Origin of the sequence: Halopseudomonas laoshanensis, assembly GCF_008365385.1 — a bacterium.
In the GTDB taxonomy this organism is placed as follows: Bacteria; Pseudomonadota; Gammaproteobacteria; order Pseudomonadales; family Pseudomonadaceae; genus Halopseudomonas; species Halopseudomonas laoshanensis.
On record NZ_QOVF01000008.1, the window covers coordinates 79,700 to 98,444 of the forward strand.

The window sequence follows — 18,745 nt, forward strand, 5'->3', positions numbered from 1 at the left end:
ATTTGAATGACATGGCGAAGAACCTCATTCTGTGGCTGATCATTGCCGCCGTTCTGGTAACGGTAATGAACAACTTCAGCGGTCCCGCAGAGACGACCAACAACCTCAACTACTCGCAGTTTCTGGAGCTGGTCAGGGATCGTCAGGTAGAGCGGGTCACCGTTGACGGGTTCGAGATCACCGGCAAGAGTGTTGATGGCAACACCTTCAAGACTGTGCGTCCGGCGATTCAGGACAACGGCCTGATCGGTGATCTGCTGGACAACGAAGTGATCATCGAGGGTAAGCAGCCGGAGCAGCAAAGCATCTGGACCCAGTTGCTGATTGCCAGTTTCCCGATCCTGATCATTATTGCCATTTTCATGTTCTTCATGCGCCAGATGCAGGGCGGGGCGGGCGGCCGTGGCGGCCCGATGAGCTTTGGCAAGAGCAAGGCGCGCATGCTCTCTGAAGATCAGGTCAAGACTACCTTTGCCGACGTTGCCGGTTGCGACGAAGCCAAGGAAGAAGTCAGCGAGCTGGTTGAATTCCTGCGTGATCCAGGCAAGTTTCAGCGTCTGGGCGGCCACATTCCGCGCGGCGTGTTGATGGTCGGTCAGCCGGGTACGGGTAAAACGCTGCTGGCCAAAGCTGTTGCCGGTGAGGCCAAGGTGCCGTTCTTTACCATCTCTGGTTCCGACTTCGTGGAAATGTTCGTCGGTGTAGGTGCCAGCCGCGTACGTGACATGTTTGACCAGGCCAAGAAGCACGCTCCGTGCATTATCTTTATCGACGAGATCGATGCGGTCGGCCGTCACCGTGGTTCGGGAATGGGCGGCGGTCATGACGAGCGCGAGCAGACCCTGAACCAGTTGCTGGTTGAGATGGACGGCTTTGAAGCCAACGACGGCATCATCGTTGTGGCTGCAACCAACCGTCCTGACGTGCTTGACCCGGCGCTGCTGCGTCCAGGCCGTTTCGACCGTCAAGTTGTGGTCGGTCTGCCAGACATCCGCGGCCGTGAGCAGATCCTCAAGGTACACATGCGTAAAGTGCCGCTGGGTGATGACGTGGTGCCGGGCAACATTGCCCGTGGTACACCGGGCTTCTCCGGTGCCGATCTGGCCAACCTGGTCAACGAAGCCTCGCTGTTTGCTGCGCGGTTCGGCAAGCGCCTGGTAGAGATGAAAGAATTCGAAATGGCCAAGGACAAGATCATGATGGGCGCCGAGCGCAAATCCATGGTCATGTCCGACAAGGAAAAGCTCAACACCGCTTATCACGAGTCGGGTCACGCGATTGTTGGTCGTCTGGTGCCTGAACACGATCCGGTCTACAAGGTATCGATCATTCCCCGTGGCCGCGCCCTGGGTGTGACCATGTTCCTGCCGGAAGAAGATCGTTACAGCCTGTCCAAGCGTGCGCTGATCAGCCAGATCTGCTCGTTGTTCGGTGGCCGTATTGCCGAGGAAATGACGCTGGGCTTTGATGGCGTCACTACCGGCGCGTCCAACGACATCATGCGTGCCACGCAACTGGCCAAGAACATGGTCACCAAGTGGGGTCTGTCCGAGAAGCTCGGTCCGCTGATGTATGGCGAAGACGAAGAGCAGGGCTACCTGGGTCGTGGCGGCGGTGGTCAGGCGTCCGGTGTATCCGGTGAGACGGCCAAGCTGATCGACCAGGAAGTGCGCAGCATCATTGACAGCTGTTACGCCACGGCGCAGCAACTGCTCAAGGATAACCGCGACAAGCTGGACCTGATGGCTGAAGCCTTGATGAAGTACGAGACTATCGATGCTGACCAGATCAACGACATCATGACCGGCATCCCGGCCCGTGAGCCAAAGGACTGGGGCAAGGACGACAAGCCTGGCCCGGGTGCAGCGGCCAAGCCCGAACCGGATGACAGCATTGATGTCGCCGGTGACGGCAAGTCAGACGACGACAGCAGCACTGTCAGCGGTCCGGCCAGCGGGCACTGATCTGAATGAGCAGCACTGACCATGGGTCCTGGTTGCCTTGCGGCGACCGGGAGCTTGATCTATCCCGTACGCATGTCATGGGTATTCTCAATACCACTCCCGATTCCTTTTCCGACGGCGGCCAGTATCAGCAACTGGATGCGGCGCTGCGGCACGTCGAACGCATGCTTGAAGAAGGCGCCACGCTAATTGATGTCGGCGGCGAATCCACGCGCCCTGGCGCAGATCCAGTGTCTGTCGATCAGGAATTGCATCGTGTGGTGCCGGTGGTGGAAGCCATCAAGGCGCGCTTCGATACCATCGTTTCGATTGATACCAGCACACCTGAAGTAATGCGCGACAGTGCTGCCGTGGGTGCCGGCCTGATCAACGATGTGCGCGCCCTGTTGCGCCCCGGAGCGTTGCAGGCTGCCGCGCATAGTGGCTTGCCGGTATGCCTGATGCATATGCGCGGCGACCCTAAAAGCATGCAGGACGCCCCGCGTTACGAATCCATTCTGAACGAGGTCGGGCGCTTTCTTAGCGAACGCGTTGAGGCCTGCGAGCAGGCTGGTATTGCTCGGGAAAAGTTGCTGCTGGATCCCGGCTTTGGCTTTGGCAAAACGCTGGAACATAACCTCGAACTCTTCGCCCAGATGCATCTGCTGCAGCCCCATGGTTTGCCGCTATTGGTAGGCGTGTCGCGCAAAAGCATGATCGGCCAATTGCTGCAGCGGCCAGTGGAAGAGCGTCTGGCTGGTGGTCTGGCGCTTACGTCCTTGGCGGTCGCCCGGGGCGCGCGTATCATCAGAGCCCATGACGTGGCGGCCACCGTGGATGCGGTGCGCATGACCGAGGCTGTGCTGGCGGCAGCGCAGCGCTAACCGGCAATCTGCTGCAATAACATACATACACCCGCTCTTACTCCAGGATTCTTCAGATGGACAAAAGGTATTTCGGCACGGATGGCATTCGCGGTCAGGTGGGTACTCACCCAATTACACCTGAATTTGTACTCAAGCTCGGCTGGGCGGTCGGTACCGCCTTTCGCAAGCAGGGCGTTTGCCGCGTGATGATAGGTAAAGACACGCGCATCTCCGGCTACATGTTCGAGTCGGCGCTGGAAGCCGGCTTGTCCGCTGCCGGCGCTCACGTACAGCTGCTCGGTCCGATGCCCACGCCAGCGATTGCCTATCTGACACGCACCTTTCAGGCTGATGCCGGCATCGTGATCAGCGCCTCGCACAATCCCTTCTATGACAACGGCATCAAGTTCTTCTCGGCCGATGGCAGCAAGCTGCCCGACAGCCTTGAGCTGGAAATCGAACGCTTGGTTGATGAGCCGATGGTCGTGGTGGATTCGGCCTCGTTGGGCAAGGTGTTTCGCGTTGAAGATGCCTCCGGCCGTTATATCGAATTCTGCAAAAGCAGCGTGCCGACCAGTACCAGCTTCAAGGGCATGAAGATCATCCTCGACTGCGCCAATGGTGCGACCTATAAGGTCGCTCCCAACGTGTTTCGTGAGTTGGGCGCCGATGTCACCGTGATCGGTGCTACCCCGGACGGCCTGAACATCAATGACAAGGTCGGCTCTACTGATCTTACTGCGCTGCGCGAGCAGGTCTTGGCCAAGGGCGCAGACCTGGGTATTGCGCTGGATGGTGATGGTGATCGGGTGTTGATGGTCGACCATCTAGGTAATGAAGTGGATGGCGACGAATTGATGTTCATCATGGCCATGGAACTGCACGAGCGTGGCCAGTTGCGCGGCGGTGTGGTCGGCACGCAGATGAGCAATCTGGGTCTGGAGCTGGCGCTACAGGAAAAAGGCATCGAGTTCGTCCGCGCCAAGGTCGGCGACCGTTATGTAATGGCTGAATTGCGTCAGCGCGATTGGGTGCTGGGTGGCGAAGCCTCCGGACACTTGGTGTGCCTGCACCATTCCAGCACCGGCGACGGCATCATTGCCGCGTTGCAGGTGCTCAAGGCGTTGCAGCGTGCCGGCCTGTCGTTGGCAGAAGCGCGCCAGGGTATGCACAAATGCCCGCAGGTATTGATCAACGTGCGTTACCAGCGCGGCAGTGAGTCGCCGCTGGCCGATGCTACGCTGCAGGCCGCAGTGAAAGAGTCCGAGCAACGCCTGGGTCAGACCGGCCGAGTGTTGCTCAGACTTTCAGGCACTGAGCCAGTATTGCGGGTCATGGTTGAAGGGCAGGACGCCAAGCAGGTGTCCGCTGAAGCCAATGGCCTGGCAGCACAGGTCCGCGCACTGTTCGCTGATTAAAAAGGCAGTTGTGTCACTCGGGCAACTTGGTTAAGATTGGCGCCCGCTTGAGCTGAGAGGTTAGGCATGCGTCGCCCGCTAGTCGCCGGTAACTGGAAAATGCACGGTACTCGGCAATCCGTTGACAGCCTTTTGAAAGGGCTTAATCAGCAGGACTGGCCAGAGGGTGTGGATGTCATGATCGCCCCGCCGGCACTGTATATTCAGCAGTGCCACGCGAGTCTGATCAAATCGCCTGTGTATATCGGTGCTCAAAGCTGCGCTTCCCAGGCCGAGCCGGGTGCGTTAACGGGTGAAATTTCCCCGGCGCAATTGCGTGACGCGGGATGTGAATATGTACTCGTGGGGCATTCCGAAAGGCGTAGTCTGTTCGGTGAAACCGACGAGGTAGTACGCAAGAAGTTTGCTGCAGCACTGGCCTGCGGATTGCGTCCGGTACTCTGTGTTGGTGAAACGCGCGAACAGCGCGACGCCGGCCTGACCGCCGAAGTGGTGGGTACTCAGTTGCAGGTTATTCTCGACGCCTTTGGTGTCGGTGGTTTGGCTCAAGGCGTGGTCGCTTATGAGCCGGTCTGGGCAATCGGAACCGGCTTGACAGCCGATCCTGAGCAAGCCCAGGATGTGCACGCCATGATTCGCGCACGGCTGGCCATCATGGACGACGAGCAGGCCCAGCTGGTACAGATTGTTTACGGTGGCAGCGTCAAGGCCGATAACGCCGAAGACCTTTTTGCCATGCCGGATATCGATGGGGGGCTGGTAGGTGGTGCCTCCCTCAATGCAGATGAATTTGGCGCGATCGCACGTGCCGCGGGACGAGTGTAATGATTGAAACCGTAGTCATAGTTGTTCACCTGATGGTCGCCATCGGTCTGGTCGGGCTGGTCCTGATCCAGCAGGGTAAGGGTGCCGAAACAGGTGCATCCTTTGGTTCCGGTGCGTCTGGTACTGTGTTTGGCAGTCAGGGTTCGGCTACCTTTCTCAGCCGCCTGACAGCGATCCTGGCCACGGTGTTCTTTGTTACTTCCCTGGGTCTGGCGTATTACGCGAGTCACCATTCGGATGAAATTCGCGATGCAGGTTTGCCGGAACCGGCTCTGCAGACAGCGCCAGTAGCACCGGCGGCGAGTGAAGATGTACCAGTTCTTGAAGAAGAGCTGACTCCTCAGGCTCCTGCAGCAGATGATGTACCTGCGGCAGAATAAGCCAACAGTTTTGCGGAAGTGGTGGAATTGGTAGACACGCTATCTTGAGGGGGTAGTGCCTTAGGGTGTATGGGTTCGAGTCCCATCTTCCGCACCAATCAAACAGGGCCTGCATTTGCAGGCCCTGCTGTTTTCAGGGCTGAGTGCGCTGGTTGTCTTGTCAGGCTTCCAAGCGTATAATCATCGCCCTAGATTCGACGCGGGGTGGAGCAGTCTGGTAGCTCGTCGGGCTCATAACCCGAAGGTCGTAGGTTCAAATCCTGCCCCCGCAACCAGTTTTAAAGCCCCTTTTTAGGGGCTTTTTGTTAGCTGTCCTGTTCAATGACGGACGCTGTAGACAGGATGGGCTTAGTGCCCATTTTTTATTTGTGAAAGTTTTTTAAACTATAATTTTCAAGACTTTTAAGACTATGCGAGGCGGTAAATTTGTCCGGCAAATTGACTGAGTTGGAGGCCATGGTGGTCCCGATTGTCGAAGCCTTGGGCTATCGTTGTTGGGGCATCGAGTATTTGTCTCAAGGGCGACACACCCTGCTGCGGGTTTATATCGACCATGATGACGGTATCAGCGTGGAAGCCTGCGCGGAAGTCAGCCGGCAAGTAAGTGCCGTACTCGATGTGGAAGACCCCATCACTGGCGACTACACCCTGGAGGTGTCATCCCCGGGTATGGATCGGCCGTTATTTACACTTGAGCAGTTTGCCGATCATGTCGGCGAGCAGGCCAAGATCAGATTGCGCGTCCCTTATGAAGGGCGGCGGAATTTTCAAGGTGTCATCCGTGGAGTCGAAGGCGACGAGATCATACTGCAGGTAGATGAGCACGAATATCTGCTGCCGATCGACAGCATCGACAAGAGCAACATTATTCCGCGGTTTTGAGCATTATTTCGGGCTCTATGGCCCCAATGGATGGCGTTAGGCGAGGCATACGATGAGCAAAGAAGTGCTGCTGGTTGTGGAATCCGTTTCCAATGAAAAGGGCGTACCGCCCGATGTGATTTTCGAAGCATTGGAACTGGCATTGGCCACAGCGACAAAGAAGCGTTATGAAGACGAGGTTGATGTGCGCGTGGCAATCGATCGCCACACCGGCAACTATGAAAGCTTCATGCGTTGGACTGTGGTCGCTGATGAGGATTTCGAAGAGCCCGGTATGCAGCTGACGCTGGACCAGGCCCAGGAGCGCGATGCCGCGCTGAAGGTCGGCGACGTGGTCGAAGACAAGATCGACTCCGTCGAATTCGGCCGTATTGCCGCGCAGATCGCCAAGCAGGTGATCGTCCAGAAGGTCCGTGAAGCAGAGCGCGCCCAGGTGGTTGACGCTTACCGTGACCGCCTTGGCGAAATCATCAGCGGCACCGTGAAGAAAGTGACCCGCGACAGCGTCATCGTCGATCTGGGTAACAACGCCGAAGCCGTATTGCCGCGCGAAGAAATGATCCCGCGTGAGACCTTCCGTACCGGCACGCGCATCCGTGCGCTGCTCAAGGATATCCGCACCGAGAACCGTGGTCCGCAATTGGTGCTGTCGCGCAGCTGTCCGGAAATGATCATCGAGCTGTTCCGCATTGAAGTGCCGGAAATCGCCGAAGAGCTGATCGAAGTCATGGGCGCTGCCCGTGACCCGGGTTCACGCGCCAAGATCGCCGTGCGCTCCAAAGACAAGCGTATCGACCCGCAAGGTGCCTGTATCGGCATGCGCGGCTCGCGCGTTCAGGCCGTCTCCGGTGAGCTGGGTGGCGAGCGCGTTGACATCGTATTGTGGGACGACAACTTCGCCCAGTTCGTGATCAACGCCATGGCCCCGGCCGAAGTCGCGTCGATCATCCTTGATGAAGACACCCACACCATCGACATCGCCGTCGCTGAGGACAACCTGGCACAAGCCATTGGCCGCAGCGGTCAGAACGTTCGTCTGGCCAGCATGCTGACCGGCTGGACTCTGAACGTGATGACCGAAGACGACATCCGCGCCAAGCAGGAAGCCGAAACCGGCGACATCCTGCGGACCTTCATCGCCGAACTGGACGTTGAAGAAGACCTGGCGCAGCTGCTGGTAGAAGAGGGCTTCACTTCCCTGGAAGAGATTGCCTACGTACCGATGGAAGAAATGCTGGCGATCGACGGCTTTGACGAAGACATCGTCAACGAGCTGCGTTCGCGCGCCAAGGACCTGCTGTTGACCAAGGCCCTGGCCAGTGAAGAGAAGTTGGATGAAGTACAGCCGGCTGACGACCTGTTGAACATGGAAGGTATGGATCGCGCCCTGGCATTTCATCTGGCCGCCAAAGGCATTATCACCATGGAAGATCTGGCAGAGCAGTCAATTGACGAGCTGCTGGATATCGAAAATATAGATGAAGAACGTGCCGGCGCTTTGATTATGGCTGCCCGCGCACCCTGGTTTGAATAACCGGTCGGCATAGCAAGCCCACCCTGCGATAACGCAGGGCCCCGACTGAGGAGAGAGTTGAATGGCGGAAGTAACGGTCAAAGATTTAGCGCAGGTAGTAGGCACGCCTCTGGAGCGCCTGCTGCAGCAGATGCAGGAAGCCGGTTTGCCCCAAACCAGCGCGGAACAGCGCGTCAGTGATGACGAAAAGCAGAAACTGCTGGCGTTCCTGAAGAATTCTCATGGCGGTGATTCGGCTCCGTCCGAACCACGCAAGATCACGCTCAAGCGCAAAACCGTCAGCACCTTGAAAGTCGCTGGCAGCAAGACGGTCAACGTCGAAGTGCGCAAGAAGAAGACTTACGTCAAGCGCGATCCGGCCGAGCTGGAAGCAGAACGCGTTCGTGAAGTAGACGAGCAGCAGGCTGCTGAAGATGTGCGCAAGGCTGCAGTTGAAGCCCAGCGCAAAGCTGAAGAAGAAACCCGCAAGGCAGCCGAAGCCGCCGCCGCAGCCAAGGCCGAAACGCCCGCCGCCGCAGTAACCGAAGCTCCAGCAGCTGCTGAAGCGCCCGCACCGGCTCCTGCAGCCCCTGCACCTGCTCCAGCGCCTGAAGTGCAGGCCGCGCCGACTGTTATCGCGCCGCCAGCCGACAAGCCCGACCATTCCAAGAAGAAAGACGCGCATCGCAAGCCGACCCGCGCCGAGGAAGAGGAAGAGCGCAGCCGCAAGCGCGCTGGTGGTCATGCTGGCAAAGGCCGCAACGCCACGCGCAGCGGTAGCGATGACGACGAGGCCATGGCCCGTCGCCGTGGCGGTGGTGGCAAGCTCAAGGCGAACAAAAAACGTAATCAGCACGGCTTCGAGAAGCCGACAGGACCTCTAGTGCGTGAAGTTGTAATTGGCGAGACCATCACTGTGTCCGAACTGGCGCAGAAGATGTCGATCAAGGCAGCAGAAGTCATCAAGTACATGTTCAAGTCCGGCAACATGGTGACTATCAACCAGGTACTGGATCAGGACACTGCCAGCATCATCGCTGAAGACATGGGCCACAAGGTCAAGCAGATCAGCGACAACGATCTGGAAGACGCATTGGTATCCGCGTCCCAGGCGCATGAAGGCGAACTGGTTAACCGTGCACCGGTAGTAACCGTCATGGGTCACGTTGACCATGGTAAAACTTCCCTGCTCGATTATATCCGTCGTGCCAAGGTTGCCTCCGGCGAAGCCGGTGGTATTACCCAGCATATCGGTGCCTACCACGTAGAAACCGAGCGCGGCATGGTCACCTTCCTCGACACCCCCGGCCACGCGGCGTTTACCGCCATGCGTGCCCGTGGTGCCAAGGCCACTGACATCGTGATTCTGGTAGTAGCCGCGGACGACGGCGTGATGCCGCAAACCGAAGAAGCCGTGGCTCACTCCAAAGCTGCCGGCGTGCCGCTGGTGGTTGCCATCAACAAGATCGACAAGGAAGACGCCGATCTGGACCGCATCAAGAACGCACTGGCGGCGCTTGATGTGATCCCGGAAGAGTGGGGCGGCGACACCATGTTCATGCCCGTTTCGGCCAAGGCCGGTACCGGTATTGATGAACTGCTTGAAGCCGTACTGCTGCAGGCCGAAGTACTTGAACTGCAAGCGCAACCGTCCGTTCCGGGCCGTGGCGTTGTAGTTGAATCGCGTCTGGACAAGGGCCGTGGCCCGGTTGCTACCGTACTGGTTCAGAACGGTACCCTGCGTCAGGGCGACATCGTTCTGGCCGGCGTCAACTATGGCCGGGTACGTGCCATGTATGACGAAAACGGCAAGCCGATCAAGGAAGCTGGCCCATCCATCCCGGTCGAGATTCTCGGCCTGGACGGCACGCCGGATGCTGGTGACGAACTGACCGTTGTTACTGACGAGAAGAAAGCCCGTGAAGTGGCCTTGTTCCGTCAGGGCAAGTTCCGCGAGATCAAGCTGGCCCGTCAGCAGTCCTCCAAGCTGGAGAACATGTTCGACAACCTCGGTCAGGACGAGAAGAAGACCCTCAACATCGTACTCAAATCCGATGTACGTGGTTCTTTGGAAGCCCTGCAGAGCTCACTCAGCGAACTGGGTAACGAGGAAGTCCAGGTCAAGATCATCTCCGGCGGTGTCGGCGGGATCACCGAGACCGACGTCAACCTGGCGTTGGCTTCCAACGCCGTGGTCTTCGGCTTCAACGTCCGCGCCGACGCAACAGCGCGCAAGATCGTTGAAACCGAAGGTCTGGATCTTCGCTACTACAGCGTGATCTACGAGATCATCGACGACGTGAAAAAGGCCCTGGGCGGCATGCTCGGCAGCGACGTTCGCGAGCAGATCCTCGGCGTCGCCGAAGTACGCGACGTGTTCCGTTCGCCCAAGTTTGGCGACGTGGCAGGCTGTATGGTCATTGAAGGCACCATCCACCGTAACCGTCCGATCCGCGTATTGCGCCAGGACGTGGTCATCTATGAAGGCGAGCTGGAATCCCTGCGTCGCTTCAAGGATGACGTCGCCGAAGTGCGTAATGGCATGGAGTGCGGTGTCGGTGTGAAGAACTACAATGACGTTAAACCCGGTGACCGTATCGAAGTATTCGAGCGTATCCAGGTACAGCGCAGTCTGTAACCGCCTTTAGCGGCGTCACACGGCAAGTTCGGGGGTTTGCGCAAGCGAATTCACGGACTTGCCGTTGGCGTTTCCGCAGATCGAATTTTTTAGGCTGCCACAGGCGGTCAGAGACAGAATGTAATGGCAAATGAAAACAGTCGTACCCACCGCGTAGCGGACCAGATGCAGCGAGAACTGGCCATCCTGGTGCAGCGCGATATTCGCGATCCGCGCGTTGGCATGATCACCGTCACCGCCGTGGAAGTGAGCCGCGATCTGGCCCACGCCAAGGTGTATATCACCCTGATGGACAAGGACAGCGAAGAAGACATCGCCCAGAACCTGTCGATCCTCAAGGGCGTGGCCGGCTTTCTGCGCATGCAGCTGGGCAAGGTCATGAAGCTGCGCTCCGTGCCGCAACTGCACTTTCATTACGACGAAAGCGTGCGCCGTGGCGTGCATCTGTCGTCGCTGATCGAACGTGCCGTGGCTGAAGACCGCAGCCACCAATCGGAAGACGAGGAGTAAGCTTTGTCGGCACCGCGTAGCAAACGCCGTGATATCGACGGCGTCTTGATTTTCGACAAGCCCCTGGGCATGAGCTCCAACAATGCCCTGCAAAAAGTCCGTTGGCTGTTCAATGCCGCCAAGGGTGGGCATACCGGCAGCCTTGATCCGCTGGCCAGTGGTGTCCTGCCGCTGTGCCTGGGTGAAGCCACCAAGTTTTCCCAGTACCTGCTCGACGCTGACAAGGCGTACGTGACCGAAGCGCGCCTGGGCATGACCACCACCACCGGCGACGCCGAGGGTGATGTGCTGGAAAGCAAGCCGGTTAACGTCACCCTGGAACAGGTCGAATCCTTCCTGCCGCAGTTCACTGGTGACATCCTGCAGATTCCGCCGATGTACTCCGCGCTCAAGCACGAAGGCCAACCGCTCTACAAGCTGGCCCGCGCCGGCGAAACAGTGGAGCGCAAGCCGCGATCTGTTACTATCAATCAGCTTAAAGTACTGGGCCTGGAAGGCGATCGCCTGCGGCTGGAAGTGCACTGCACCAAAGGCACGTACATTCGCACACTTGTGGAAGATTTGGGCAATGCCTTGGGTTGTGGCGCGCACGTATCAGAGCTGCGCCGCATTCAGGCCGGCCCCTTTGATCTTAGCAAGGCTGTCACGTTGGAAGAGCTGGAGGCATTGCATGCCGAAGGCGGCCACCTGGCCTTGGACCACCTGCTGATGCCCAGCGATTGTGGCCTGCAGGATTGGCCCGAAGTAGAACTGACCGAACAGACCGCCTACTACCTGAACCACGGCCAAGCTGTCCGGGTACCCGGCAGCCCAGCCTTTGGCATGGTGCGTCTGCGCGATCAGAATGGCCAGTTTATCGGCATCGGCGAAATGACCGACGACGCCCGAGTAGCACCGAAGCGCTTGATGCGTTTCAACGGATAGACAATGGATTCCCGCGAAGGCGGGAATCCAAGCGGACTCAGCCCACAAAGCCGAGCTTGCTTAAGAAGTTGACCCATCAGGGTCACGACGAGGGTGGCTGTTAACAGGCATGGTCACTCCTCGATTTAAAACACGGGAATAAGGTTCCCGGCCTGTTCACTCAGAGGAAAGCTATCATGGCACTGAGCGTCGAAGAGAAAGCTGCAATCGTAAGCGAATACGCACGTGGCGAAGGTGACACCGGTTCTCCGGAAGTCCAAGTAGCGCTGTTGACTGCAAACATCAACAAGCTGCAGGGTCACTTCAAGGAAAACAAGAAGGATCACCATTCCCGTCGTGGTCTGATCCGGATGGTAAACCAGCGTCGTAAGCTGCTGGATTACCTGAAGTCGAAAGACATTCCGCGTTACGCCAGCTTGATCAGCGGTTTGGGTCTGCGTCGCTAAGCGACAAGTCCCGTTTGGACATGGCCGGGTCCGAAACCCGGTCGTGCCCAGAGTTTCCCCAAAGGCAAATACAGAGAGAGAGCACACCGTGAAACCGGTTATCAAACAATTCAAATTAGGCAACAACACCATCACCCTGGAAACGGGCCGCATCGCCCGCCAGGCTTCTGGTGCCGTACTGGTCAGCATCGACAATGCTGTCAGCGTTCTGTGTACCGTCGTCGGCGCCAAGAAAGCCGATGCAGGTCGTGACTTCTTCCCTCTGTCTGTGCATTACATCGAGAAGACCTACGCCGCAGGCCGCATCCCCGGTGGTTTCTTCAAGCGTGAAGGCCGTCCTACCGAGAAAGAGACCCTGACCTCGCGCCTGATCGACCGTCCGATCCGCCCGCTGTTTCCAGAAGGCTTCATGAATGAAGTCCAGGTGGTCTGTACTGTTGTCTCCACTGACAAGACTACTGACCCGGATATCGCCGCCCTGATCGGTACCTCCGCCGCGCTGGCCATTTCCGGCATCCCGTTCGACGGCCCCATCGCCGGCGCACGCGTTGGCTTTGACGCCAACAACGGCTACATCCTCAACCCCAACTACGAACAGCTGAAAGACTCGCGTCTGGACATGATCGTAGCCGGTACTGAAGACGCCGTACTGATGGTTGAATCCGAAGCCAAAGAACTGACCGAAGACCAGATGCTGGGCGCCGTACTCTTCGCCCACATGGAATTCCAGCCCGCTGTTCAAGCCGTCAAGGAACTCGCCGCTGAAACCGGCAAGGCTCGTTGGGACTGGACCGCCGCCCCGGAAAACACCGTACTGCTGGACGCGATCAAGTCGCAGTTTGGCGCCGGCATCGCCGAAGGTTACACCGTTACCGACAAGATGGCCCGCTACACTCGCCTTGGCGAGCTGCGCACCCAGGCTATCGAAGCGCTGGCTGGCGACGAAGAAGGCAAGCCTTCTGCCAGTGAAGTCAAAGACGCCTTCGGCGAGATCGAGTACCGCACCGTGCGCGAAAGCATCGTCAACGGCAACCCGCGTATCGACGGTCGCGACACCAAGACTGTTCGCCCGCTGAACATCGAAGTTGGCGTACTGGATCGCACCCACGGTTCCGCTCTGTTCACCCGTGGCGAAACACAGGCGCTGGTTGTTACCACCCTGGGTACGGCGCGCGACGCACAGCTGCTGGACACCCTGGAAGGCGAGAAGAAAGACCCCTTCATGCTGCACTACAACTTCCCTCCCTACTCCGTAGGCGAGTGCGGTCGTATGGGCGGCACTGGTCGTCGCGAAGTCGGCCACGGCCGTCTGGCCCGCCGCGGTATCGCCGCTGTGATGCCGAACATGGATGACTTCCCATACACCATCCGCGTGGTATCGGAAATCACCGAGTCCAACGGTTCCAGCTCCATGGCTTCCGTGTGTGGCGCGTCTCTGGCTCTGATGGACGCCGGCGTACCGCTGAGCGCACCCGTTGCCGGTATCGCGATGGGTCTGGTCAAGGAAGGCGACAAGTTCGCTGTACTGACCGACATCCTCGGTGATGAAGATCACCTCGGCGACATGGACTTCAAGGTAGCCGGTACCAGCAAGGGCGTTACTGCTCTGCAGATGGACATCAAGATCAAGGGCATCACCGAAGAAATCATGGAAATCGCCCTGGGCCAGGCCCTGGAAGCGCGTCTGGATATCCTCGGCCAGATGAACCAGATCCTTGGCGAGTCGCGCAAGGAGCTGTCTTCCAACGCCCCGACCATGATCAGCATGAAGATCGACTCCGACAAGATCCGCGACGTGATCGGCAAGGGCGGCGCCACCATTCGCGGTATCTGCGAAGAAACCGGTGCCTCCATCGACATCACCGACGACGGTTCAGTCAAGATCTTCGCGCCCACCAAGGACGCCGCCAATGCCGCCAAGGCGCGCGTTGACGAGATCACTGCAGAAGCGGAAATCGGCAAGATCTACGAAGGCAAGGTAGAGCGCATCGTCGACTTCGGCGCATTCGTCAACATCCTGCCCGGCAAAGACGGCCTGGTGCACATCTCTCAGATCGCCAACCAGCGCATCGAGAAAGTCACCGACGTACTGACCGAAGGCCAGATGGTACGCGTACTGGTATTGGACGTGGACAACCGCGGCCGTATCAAGCTGTCGATCAAGGACGTTGAAGGCACTGAAGCCCAAGACGCCTAAGCGCTACCCGTAGTACCGAGAAGCCCGGGCAGTTAGTTGCCTGGGCTTTTTTTATACCCGCTAATCCTCAGTACTTTGCCACTAAACGTCCGGGCTTTTTCATACTCGCAAAGCGCCCACGTCACTTTACAGGTGTCCCGCCCTCCCTGCGTCTACGTGGTGAACATCTGAGCCTTCCCATCCCTAGATCTAACCGATACCCTTGCCCGATCTTGATGTTTCTACCTGACCTGGATTTCCCTCTGCGCTTCTCCGTGACAACGCCCAATCCACCTCGAATCGTTCTTGGTTGCCCACTCTGGGCTGAACCTGCATGGCGGGGTGCTTTGTACCGAAGTGATGCCGATGCCGACCAGCGTCTGCAGCAATATGCGCAGGTATTTGGCGCGGTGGAGGGCAACACCACGTTCTATGCGCTGCCGAGCGCGGTGACGGTGGCGCGCTGGGCCGAGTTACTGCCGGATACCTTTCACTTCTGCGCCAAGCTGCCGCGCGAAGTCAGTCATGCTGGGCGTCTGGATCCGCAGAGTCCGGATCTGCAGCGCTTTTTTCAGCGCATGTCGCCATTGGAGCGGCGTTTTGGGCCGATCTGGCTGCAACTGCCGGCCCGTTTCGGTCCGGATGCGCTGGGTGAGTTGCTGGGGTTTCTCGATACCTTACCGACAGCTTGGCGTTACGCCGTCGAAGTGCGTCATCCCGGTTTTTTTCTAAAGGATGAGGCGGAGCGCCAACTTAACCGCCAATTGCATGAGCGCGGTATCGAACGCCTGATCTTTGATAGCCGGGCGTTATTCGCCAGTGATTCGACTGATCCGGCCACAGTTGAGGCCAAGGCGCGCAAACCGCGATTGCCGGTACACGCGCTGGCGTTGGGGCAACAGCCGGCGGTGCGTTTTATCGGCGGCATGGATAATCAGGCCAATCTGGGCTTTCTCCAGCCCTGGCTAGACAAGTGTGAGCAATGGCTGGCGGAAGGGCGAGAGCCTATGCTGTTTGTGCATACTCCGGACAACCGGCTCGCGCCTGAACTGGCACGTCTATTTGTGCAGCAACTGGCTGAGCGGGTGCCTGGACTAGAGCCGATGCCGGCGTGGCCAGGCGAATGCGAACTGGCCGAGCAGCCGGTGCAGGATGTGTTGTTCGAATAATTGAGGTCAACGTAAAGTTTATGGGTCGGGGGGAGGTAGCGTGAACATAGCTGTGCTGACAATCCAGTTCTCCTTACCAGGATGTGCCTCGCTAAAAGAAAAACGCCAGCGTATGGGCGGCCTGCATGAGCGTTTCGGCCGCACGCCGGCGATCGCGGTATGTGAAAGCGGTCATCTGGATCGACTCGAATCCAGTGAGTGGTCCTTTGTGGTGTTGGCAACATCGCCGCAGAAGGTGGAGTCGATCTGTAGCGAGATTGAGGACAAGCTTCAACGTACCGTAGACGGTCGGGTACTCGAGGTGTCGCGCGAGCTGCTCTAGCTCCAGGGGAAGCTTCCTCCAATTACCGCCACCGCAAATACCCCCCTCCCATTTGTGGACAACGGGGGTTCATGCGATTGAGCTATGATTCGACAAAGATTCTATGAGCCCTTGTGAGTGCCAGCAGACCAGCGTTTCTTTATCGAAATAGAGAGTATTAAGCAGGCGGTTGGAACCGAGATATTGAGTGCAGCCGATCAAGACCGAAGCACTAATCTATTCCGCTTGTTCAGAAGGTGGCGAGTTGCATGTTAAATCAGGCTCACGTGATCGCATTCGGAGTTACGCTGATAACGGCGGTGATGGCCGTGATGCTGCACTATGAATCATTTATTCTGTTTGATCGTCTAGTTGGAAAGCTTACGCTTTCTCATCGGCGACGCATGCTTCTACTCATATTTGGTTTGCTATTTGTTCATGTCATCGCAATTTGGGGTTTCGGTATCAGTGCCTGGTGGCTTGTGGAAGTAAACAGTGCCGGCGTTGTTATGGGATATGAAGCCATGTCATTCTTTGACTATATATTTATGTCAGCTGTCACGTACACAACGCTGGGATATGGCGACATGATCCCCCTCGGTCCCATTCGTTTTCTCTACGGAACTCAGGGATTAGTGGGTTTCGTTTTGATTACCTGTTCAGCCTCGTTTGCATTTCTAGAAATGCAAAGAAACTGGAACAAGCGTGATTGAATACACCAGCTTCAGGTTGCTGAAGCGGTCCGATCAGTGCCAGAGAATTCTGGGTCAGCGAGCGTTATTTGGTGGTCAGAGTAACGTTTCCTTGTTACTAGCACTCTGCCCCTGATTTCTTTGTGGCCTGGCGTTCAATCCCGCGCCGCTCAGAAAATCGTCAATACCGCGTAGGTAGGTGGCCTCGCTGCGCAGAAACCCGGTGTTGTGGCCGCCTTGAATGGTTAGCAGCGTTTTCGGCGATGGTGCGGCCTCATATACGGCCTGTCCCTCAGTAAAGGGTATTATCTCGTCATCCTCACTGTGGATGACCAGCAGCGGCGCACTCTGCTGCGTTACATATTCGACCGTCGGGTAATCTAGCCGCGCCAGTGCACGCACCGGCAGCCAGGGGTAGAGCTGCTGGCCGAGCATGGGCACCGAGCGAAACGGCGATTCCAGAATCAGCGCCGCCGGGTCAGTGCGGGTGGCCAGCTCGGCCGCTACGGCCGCCCCCAGAGAGCGGCCGAAGATCACCAGCCGGTCAGGGTCCTGGCCGGACTCCTCTTTTAGCCAGCGCCAGCCGGCATGTGCATCCAGCGCCATGCCTGCCTCGGAGGGGCGCCCCTGGCTTTTACCATAGCCCCGATAGTCGATAATCAGTACCGACAGCCCGAGCCGGTTGAACTGCTGAAGAGACGCCAGCCGGTGTGAGATATTGCCGGCATTGCCATGCAGAAACAGCAGGGCCGCACGCGTGTTCTTCGCCGGCAGCCACCAGGCATCAAGCAGGAGGTCATCTTCGGTGGTCAGCTCCACCGCTCGCCACTCCAGCCCGATATCCGCGGGCGTTGCGATATGCTCGCGACCTTGGCCAGGCAGGTACAGCAGCTGTTCCTGAAACAACCACATAAGCAGCATGATCGTCAGGTAAGACAGGGCCAGCAAGGAGCCAAGACGAAGCAGCATAAAAGCTCCTGAGTTAAGCGAGGGGGCTGGTCTTGCCGTTTACCCCATCGGAGCATTCTGGCAGGGCAATAGGCAAGACCTTACCCTTGGTACCCGTGGTCCACTCTACTCCGGAAAACGCGCCGCCCAACTTTCCGTCGGCAATGCCGCGGTGTTGGCGATCATGCTAATGGTTTTGTAGTAACCGCACAGGGCGAGAATCTCTAACTGTTGCTCTGTGCTCCAGCAGGCCGTAAAGCGCTGGCTGGTTGGTTCGTCCATGCGGCCATTAATGTGCAGTTGATCAACCGCGTGCAACAGCAACTGCTCTTTCTCATCCCAGCCTTCCGACTCCGCTGGCGCCAGCCTTGTAGCGCGGATCTGCGCGTCGCTGAATCCAGCGGCGCCAGCGAATACCGTAACGTGCACGCCCCATTCGTATTCGCAGTCATTGTTGGCGGTAGTGCGCAGGATAACGATCTCACGCTGTCGCACGGTCAACGGGCTGGCGGCGTCCAGCAGCCCGGCAGCGCCGAGTTTTTTCATCAGGCGTGGGCTGCGCGCGAACACCCGGAACAGGCTCAAAACTTCACCGTCCCTGCTCGGATAATAACGATCCAATATCTCTTGGATGGCTGGAGGGAAATCAGGCCCGGGCAGGAGCGCAAGATCGTGACTCATGGTAACCTCCCATTTTCTGCTACGGAATGTGTAGCGACTCGATTCTGTGCTACATTTTCTGTAGCGGTCAAGGCTTCGACGATGAGAGGTATTCGATGGTCAGCAAAGCCATTAACCAACCCGTGTGCGGCTCCGACAGCGGCCGTCCGATCATGGTGCTGCTCGATGCGCTCGGCCAGCGATGGACGTTGCGTATTCTCTGGGAGTTGACCCCTGGGCCGCTATCGTTCCGTGATCTGCGTGAGCGCTGCGATCAGCTTTCCCCGACGGTGCTCAACAGCCGCTTGAAGCTCCTGCGGGAAATGGAGCTGGTCGAACTGGTAGAGGGCGCCGGCTATCGCCTGACCATCCCAGGCCAGGAGTTGGGTGCAAAGCTGTTGGACCTTCATCATTGGGCGGAACATTGGGCTAAAGATTAATACGCCTATTTACC

Annotated in this window: 18 protein-coding genes and 2 tRNA genes; 18 read left to right on the top strand and 2 right to left on the bottom strand. The window is 58.0% G+C overall.

Going from position 1 to position 18,745, the window contains the following annotated elements; genetic code table 11:
• The first annotated feature begins 11 nt into the window (after positions 1 to 11).
• The 17 genes from ftsH to DT594_RS17335 all read left to right on the top strand — a co-directional run bounded on the left by ftsH (position 12) and on the right by DT594_RS17335 (position 16,704).
• On the top strand, positions 12 to 1,964 hold the full coding sequence (gene ftsH, locus DT594_RS17255) for an ATP-dependent zinc metalloprotease FtsH (protein ID WP_149334207.1): 1,953 nt from the start codon (positions 12 to 14) through the stop codon (positions 1,962 to 1,964).
• A 5-nt stretch (positions 1,965 to 1,969) separates the two neighbouring features.
• Positions 1,970 to 2,827: a dihydropteroate synthase gene (gene folP, locus DT594_RS17260; protein WP_149334209.1), complete on the top strand. Its 858-nt coding sequence runs from the start codon at positions 1,970 to 1,972 to the stop codon at positions 2,825 to 2,827.
• Between the two features lie 56 nt (positions 2,828 to 2,883).
• Entirely contained in the window at positions 2,884 to 4,227 is a 1,344-nt protein-coding gene (gene glmM, locus DT594_RS17265) for a phosphoglucosamine mutase (RefSeq protein ID WP_149334211.1), read from the top strand.
• Between the two features lie 66 nt (positions 4,228 to 4,293).
• Positions 4,294 to 5,052: a triose-phosphate isomerase gene (gene tpiA / locus DT594_RS17270; protein WP_096344965.1), complete on the top strand. Its 759-nt coding sequence runs from the start codon at positions 4,294 to 4,296 to the stop codon at positions 5,050 to 5,052.
• The gene (gene secG / locus DT594_RS17275) at positions 5,052 to 5,432 is read left to right on the top strand and encodes a preprotein translocase subunit SecG (protein ID WP_096344964.1); all 381 of its coding nucleotides are present in this window, start codon (positions 5,052 to 5,054) and stop codon (positions 5,430 to 5,432) included. The genes tpiA and secG overlap by 1 nt, the downstream gene beginning before the upstream one ends.
• 12 nt (positions 5,433 to 5,444) lie before the next feature.
• Positions 5,445 to 5,529: transfer RNA gene (locus DT594_RS17280), tRNA-Leu, on the top strand.
• 101 nt (positions 5,530 to 5,630) lie between these two features.
• Positions 5,631 to 5,707: transfer RNA gene (locus DT594_RS17285), tRNA-Met, on the top strand.
• Between the two features lie 151 nt (positions 5,708 to 5,858).
• The gene (rimP, locus tag DT594_RS17290) at positions 5,859 to 6,314 is read left to right on the top strand and encodes a ribosome maturation factor RimP (RefSeq protein WP_096344963.1); all 456 of its coding nucleotides are present in this window, start codon (positions 5,859 to 5,861) and stop codon (positions 6,312 to 6,314) included.
• Positions 6,315 to 6,366: 52 nt separating this feature from the next.
• Positions 6,367 to 7,848, top strand: a complete 1,482-nt coding sequence (nusA, locus tag DT594_RS17295) for a transcription termination factor NusA (protein WP_149334213.1) — start codon at positions 6,367 to 6,369, stop codon at positions 7,846 to 7,848.
• Positions 7,849 to 7,909: 61 nt separating this feature from the next.
• Complete coding sequence (gene infB, locus DT594_RS17300) at positions 7,910 to 10,465, top strand: translation initiation factor IF-2 (RefSeq protein ID WP_149334215.1); 2,556 nt, start codon at positions 7,910 to 7,912, stop codon at positions 10,463 to 10,465.
• A gap of 123 nt (positions 10,466 to 10,588) precedes the next feature.
• Positions 10,589 to 10,975, top strand: a complete 387-nt coding sequence (rbfA, locus tag DT594_RS17305) for a 30S ribosome-binding factor RbfA (RefSeq protein WP_149334217.1) — start codon at positions 10,589 to 10,591, stop codon at positions 10,973 to 10,975.
• Positions 10,976 to 10,978: 3 nt separating this feature from the next.
• Positions 10,979 to 11,899 (top strand): tRNA pseudouridine(55) synthase TruB, encoded by a 921-nt coding sequence (gene truB / locus DT594_RS17310; protein WP_149334219.1) that lies wholly within the window; start codon positions 10,979 to 10,981, stop codon positions 11,897 to 11,899.
• Between the two features lie 176 nt (positions 11,900 to 12,075).
• The gene (rpsO, locus tag DT594_RS17315; protein ID WP_149334221.1) at positions 12,076 to 12,345 is read left to right on the top strand and encodes a 30S ribosomal protein S15; all 270 of its coding nucleotides are present in this window, start codon (positions 12,076 to 12,078) and stop codon (positions 12,343 to 12,345) included.
• An 88-nt stretch (positions 12,346 to 12,433) separates the two neighbouring features.
• Positions 12,434 to 14,542: a polyribonucleotide nucleotidyltransferase gene (gene pnp / locus DT594_RS17320; protein ID WP_149334222.1), complete on the top strand. Its 2,109-nt coding sequence runs from the start codon at positions 12,434 to 12,436 to the stop codon at positions 14,540 to 14,542.
• Positions 14,543 to 14,757: 215 nt separating this feature from the next.
• A complete protein-coding gene (locus DT594_RS17325) occupies positions 14,758 to 15,690 on the top strand; it encodes a DUF72 domain-containing protein (protein ID WP_149334224.1) in 933 nt (310 codons plus the stop codon).
• Positions 15,691 to 15,730: 40 nt separating this feature from the next.
• The gene (locus DT594_RS17330; protein WP_149334226.1) at positions 15,731 to 16,012 is read left to right on the top strand and encodes a DUF503 domain-containing protein; all 282 of its coding nucleotides are present in this window, start codon (positions 15,731 to 15,733) and stop codon (positions 16,010 to 16,012) included.
• Between the two features lie 248 nt (positions 16,013 to 16,260).
• Positions 16,261 to 16,704, top strand: a complete 444-nt coding sequence (locus DT594_RS17335; RefSeq protein WP_149334228.1) for an ion channel — start codon at positions 16,261 to 16,263, stop codon at positions 16,702 to 16,704.
• Between the two features lie 75 nt (positions 16,705 to 16,779).
• Here DT594_RS17335 and DT594_RS17340 read toward each other — a convergent pair whose 3' ends face one another.
• Both DT594_RS17340 and DT594_RS17345 read right to left on the bottom strand, forming a co-directional pair.
• Entirely contained in the window at positions 16,780 to 17,652 is an 873-nt protein-coding gene (locus DT594_RS17340) for an alpha/beta hydrolase (RefSeq protein ID WP_149334229.1), read from the bottom strand.
• Between the two features lie 105 nt (positions 17,653 to 17,757).
• A complete protein-coding gene (locus DT594_RS17345; protein WP_149334231.1) occupies positions 17,758 to 18,312 on the bottom strand; it encodes a carboxymuconolactone decarboxylase family protein in 555 nt (184 codons plus the stop codon).
• A 95-nt stretch (positions 18,313 to 18,407) separates the two neighbouring features.
• On the opposite strand from DT594_RS17345, the gene DT594_RS17350 reads away from it, so the two are divergent.
• A complete protein-coding gene (locus DT594_RS17350; RefSeq protein WP_149334233.1) occupies positions 18,408 to 18,731 on the top strand; it encodes a winged helix-turn-helix transcriptional regulator in 324 nt (107 codons plus the stop codon).
• The last annotated feature ends 14 nt before the right edge of the window (positions 18,732 to 18,745 follow it).

What these genes read in the sequence shown, in the direction of transcription:
- ftsH (WP_149334207.1), top strand. Translation starts at nt 12, where the DNA reads ATGGCGAAGAACCTCATTCTGTGGCTGATCATTGCCGCCGTTCTGGTA.
- folP (WP_149334209.1), top strand. Translation starts at nt 1,970, where the DNA reads ATGAGCAGCACTGACCATGGGTCCTGGTTGCCTTGCGGCGACCGGGAG.
- glmM (WP_149334211.1), top strand. Translation starts at nt 2,884, where the DNA reads ATGGACAAAAGGTATTTCGGCACGGATGGCATTCGCGGTCAGGTGGGT.
- tpiA (WP_096344965.1), top strand. Translation starts at nt 4,294, where the DNA reads ATGCGTCGCCCGCTAGTCGCCGGTAACTGGAAAATGCACGGTACTCGG.
- secG (WP_096344964.1), top strand. Translation starts at nt 5,052, where the DNA reads ATGATTGAAACCGTAGTCATAGTTGTTCACCTGATGGTCGCCATCGGT.
- nusA (WP_149334213.1), top strand. Translation starts at nt 6,367, where the DNA reads ATGAGCAAAGAAGTGCTGCTGGTTGTGGAATCCGTTTCCAATGAAAAG.
- infB (WP_149334215.1), top strand. Translation starts at nt 7,910, where the DNA reads ATGGCGGAAGTAACGGTCAAAGATTTAGCGCAGGTAGTAGGCACGCCT.
- rbfA (WP_149334217.1), top strand. Translation starts at nt 10,589, where the DNA reads ATGGCAAATGAAAACAGTCGTACCCACCGCGTAGCGGACCAGATGCAG.
- rpsO (WP_149334221.1), top strand. Translation starts at nt 12,076, where the DNA reads ATGGCACTGAGCGTCGAAGAGAAAGCTGCAATCGTAAGCGAATACGCA.
- DT594_RS17325 (WP_149334224.1), top strand. Translation starts at nt 14,758, where the DNA reads ATGTTTCTACCTGACCTGGATTTCCCTCTGCGCTTCTCCGTGACAACG.
- DT594_RS17335 (WP_149334228.1), top strand. Translation starts at nt 16,261, where the DNA reads ATGTTAAATCAGGCTCACGTGATCGCATTCGGAGTTACGCTGATAACG.
- DT594_RS17340 (WP_149334229.1), bottom strand. Translation starts at nt 17,652, where the DNA reads ATGCTGCTTCGTCTTGGCTCCTTGCTGGCCCTGTCTTACCTGACGATC.
- DT594_RS17345 (WP_149334231.1), bottom strand. Translation starts at nt 18,312, where the DNA reads ATGAGTCACGATCTTGCGCTCCTGCCCGGGCCTGATTTCCCTCCAGCC.
- DT594_RS17350 (WP_149334233.1), top strand. Translation starts at nt 18,408, where the DNA reads ATGGTCAGCAAAGCCATTAACCAACCCGTGTGCGGCTCCGACAGCGGC.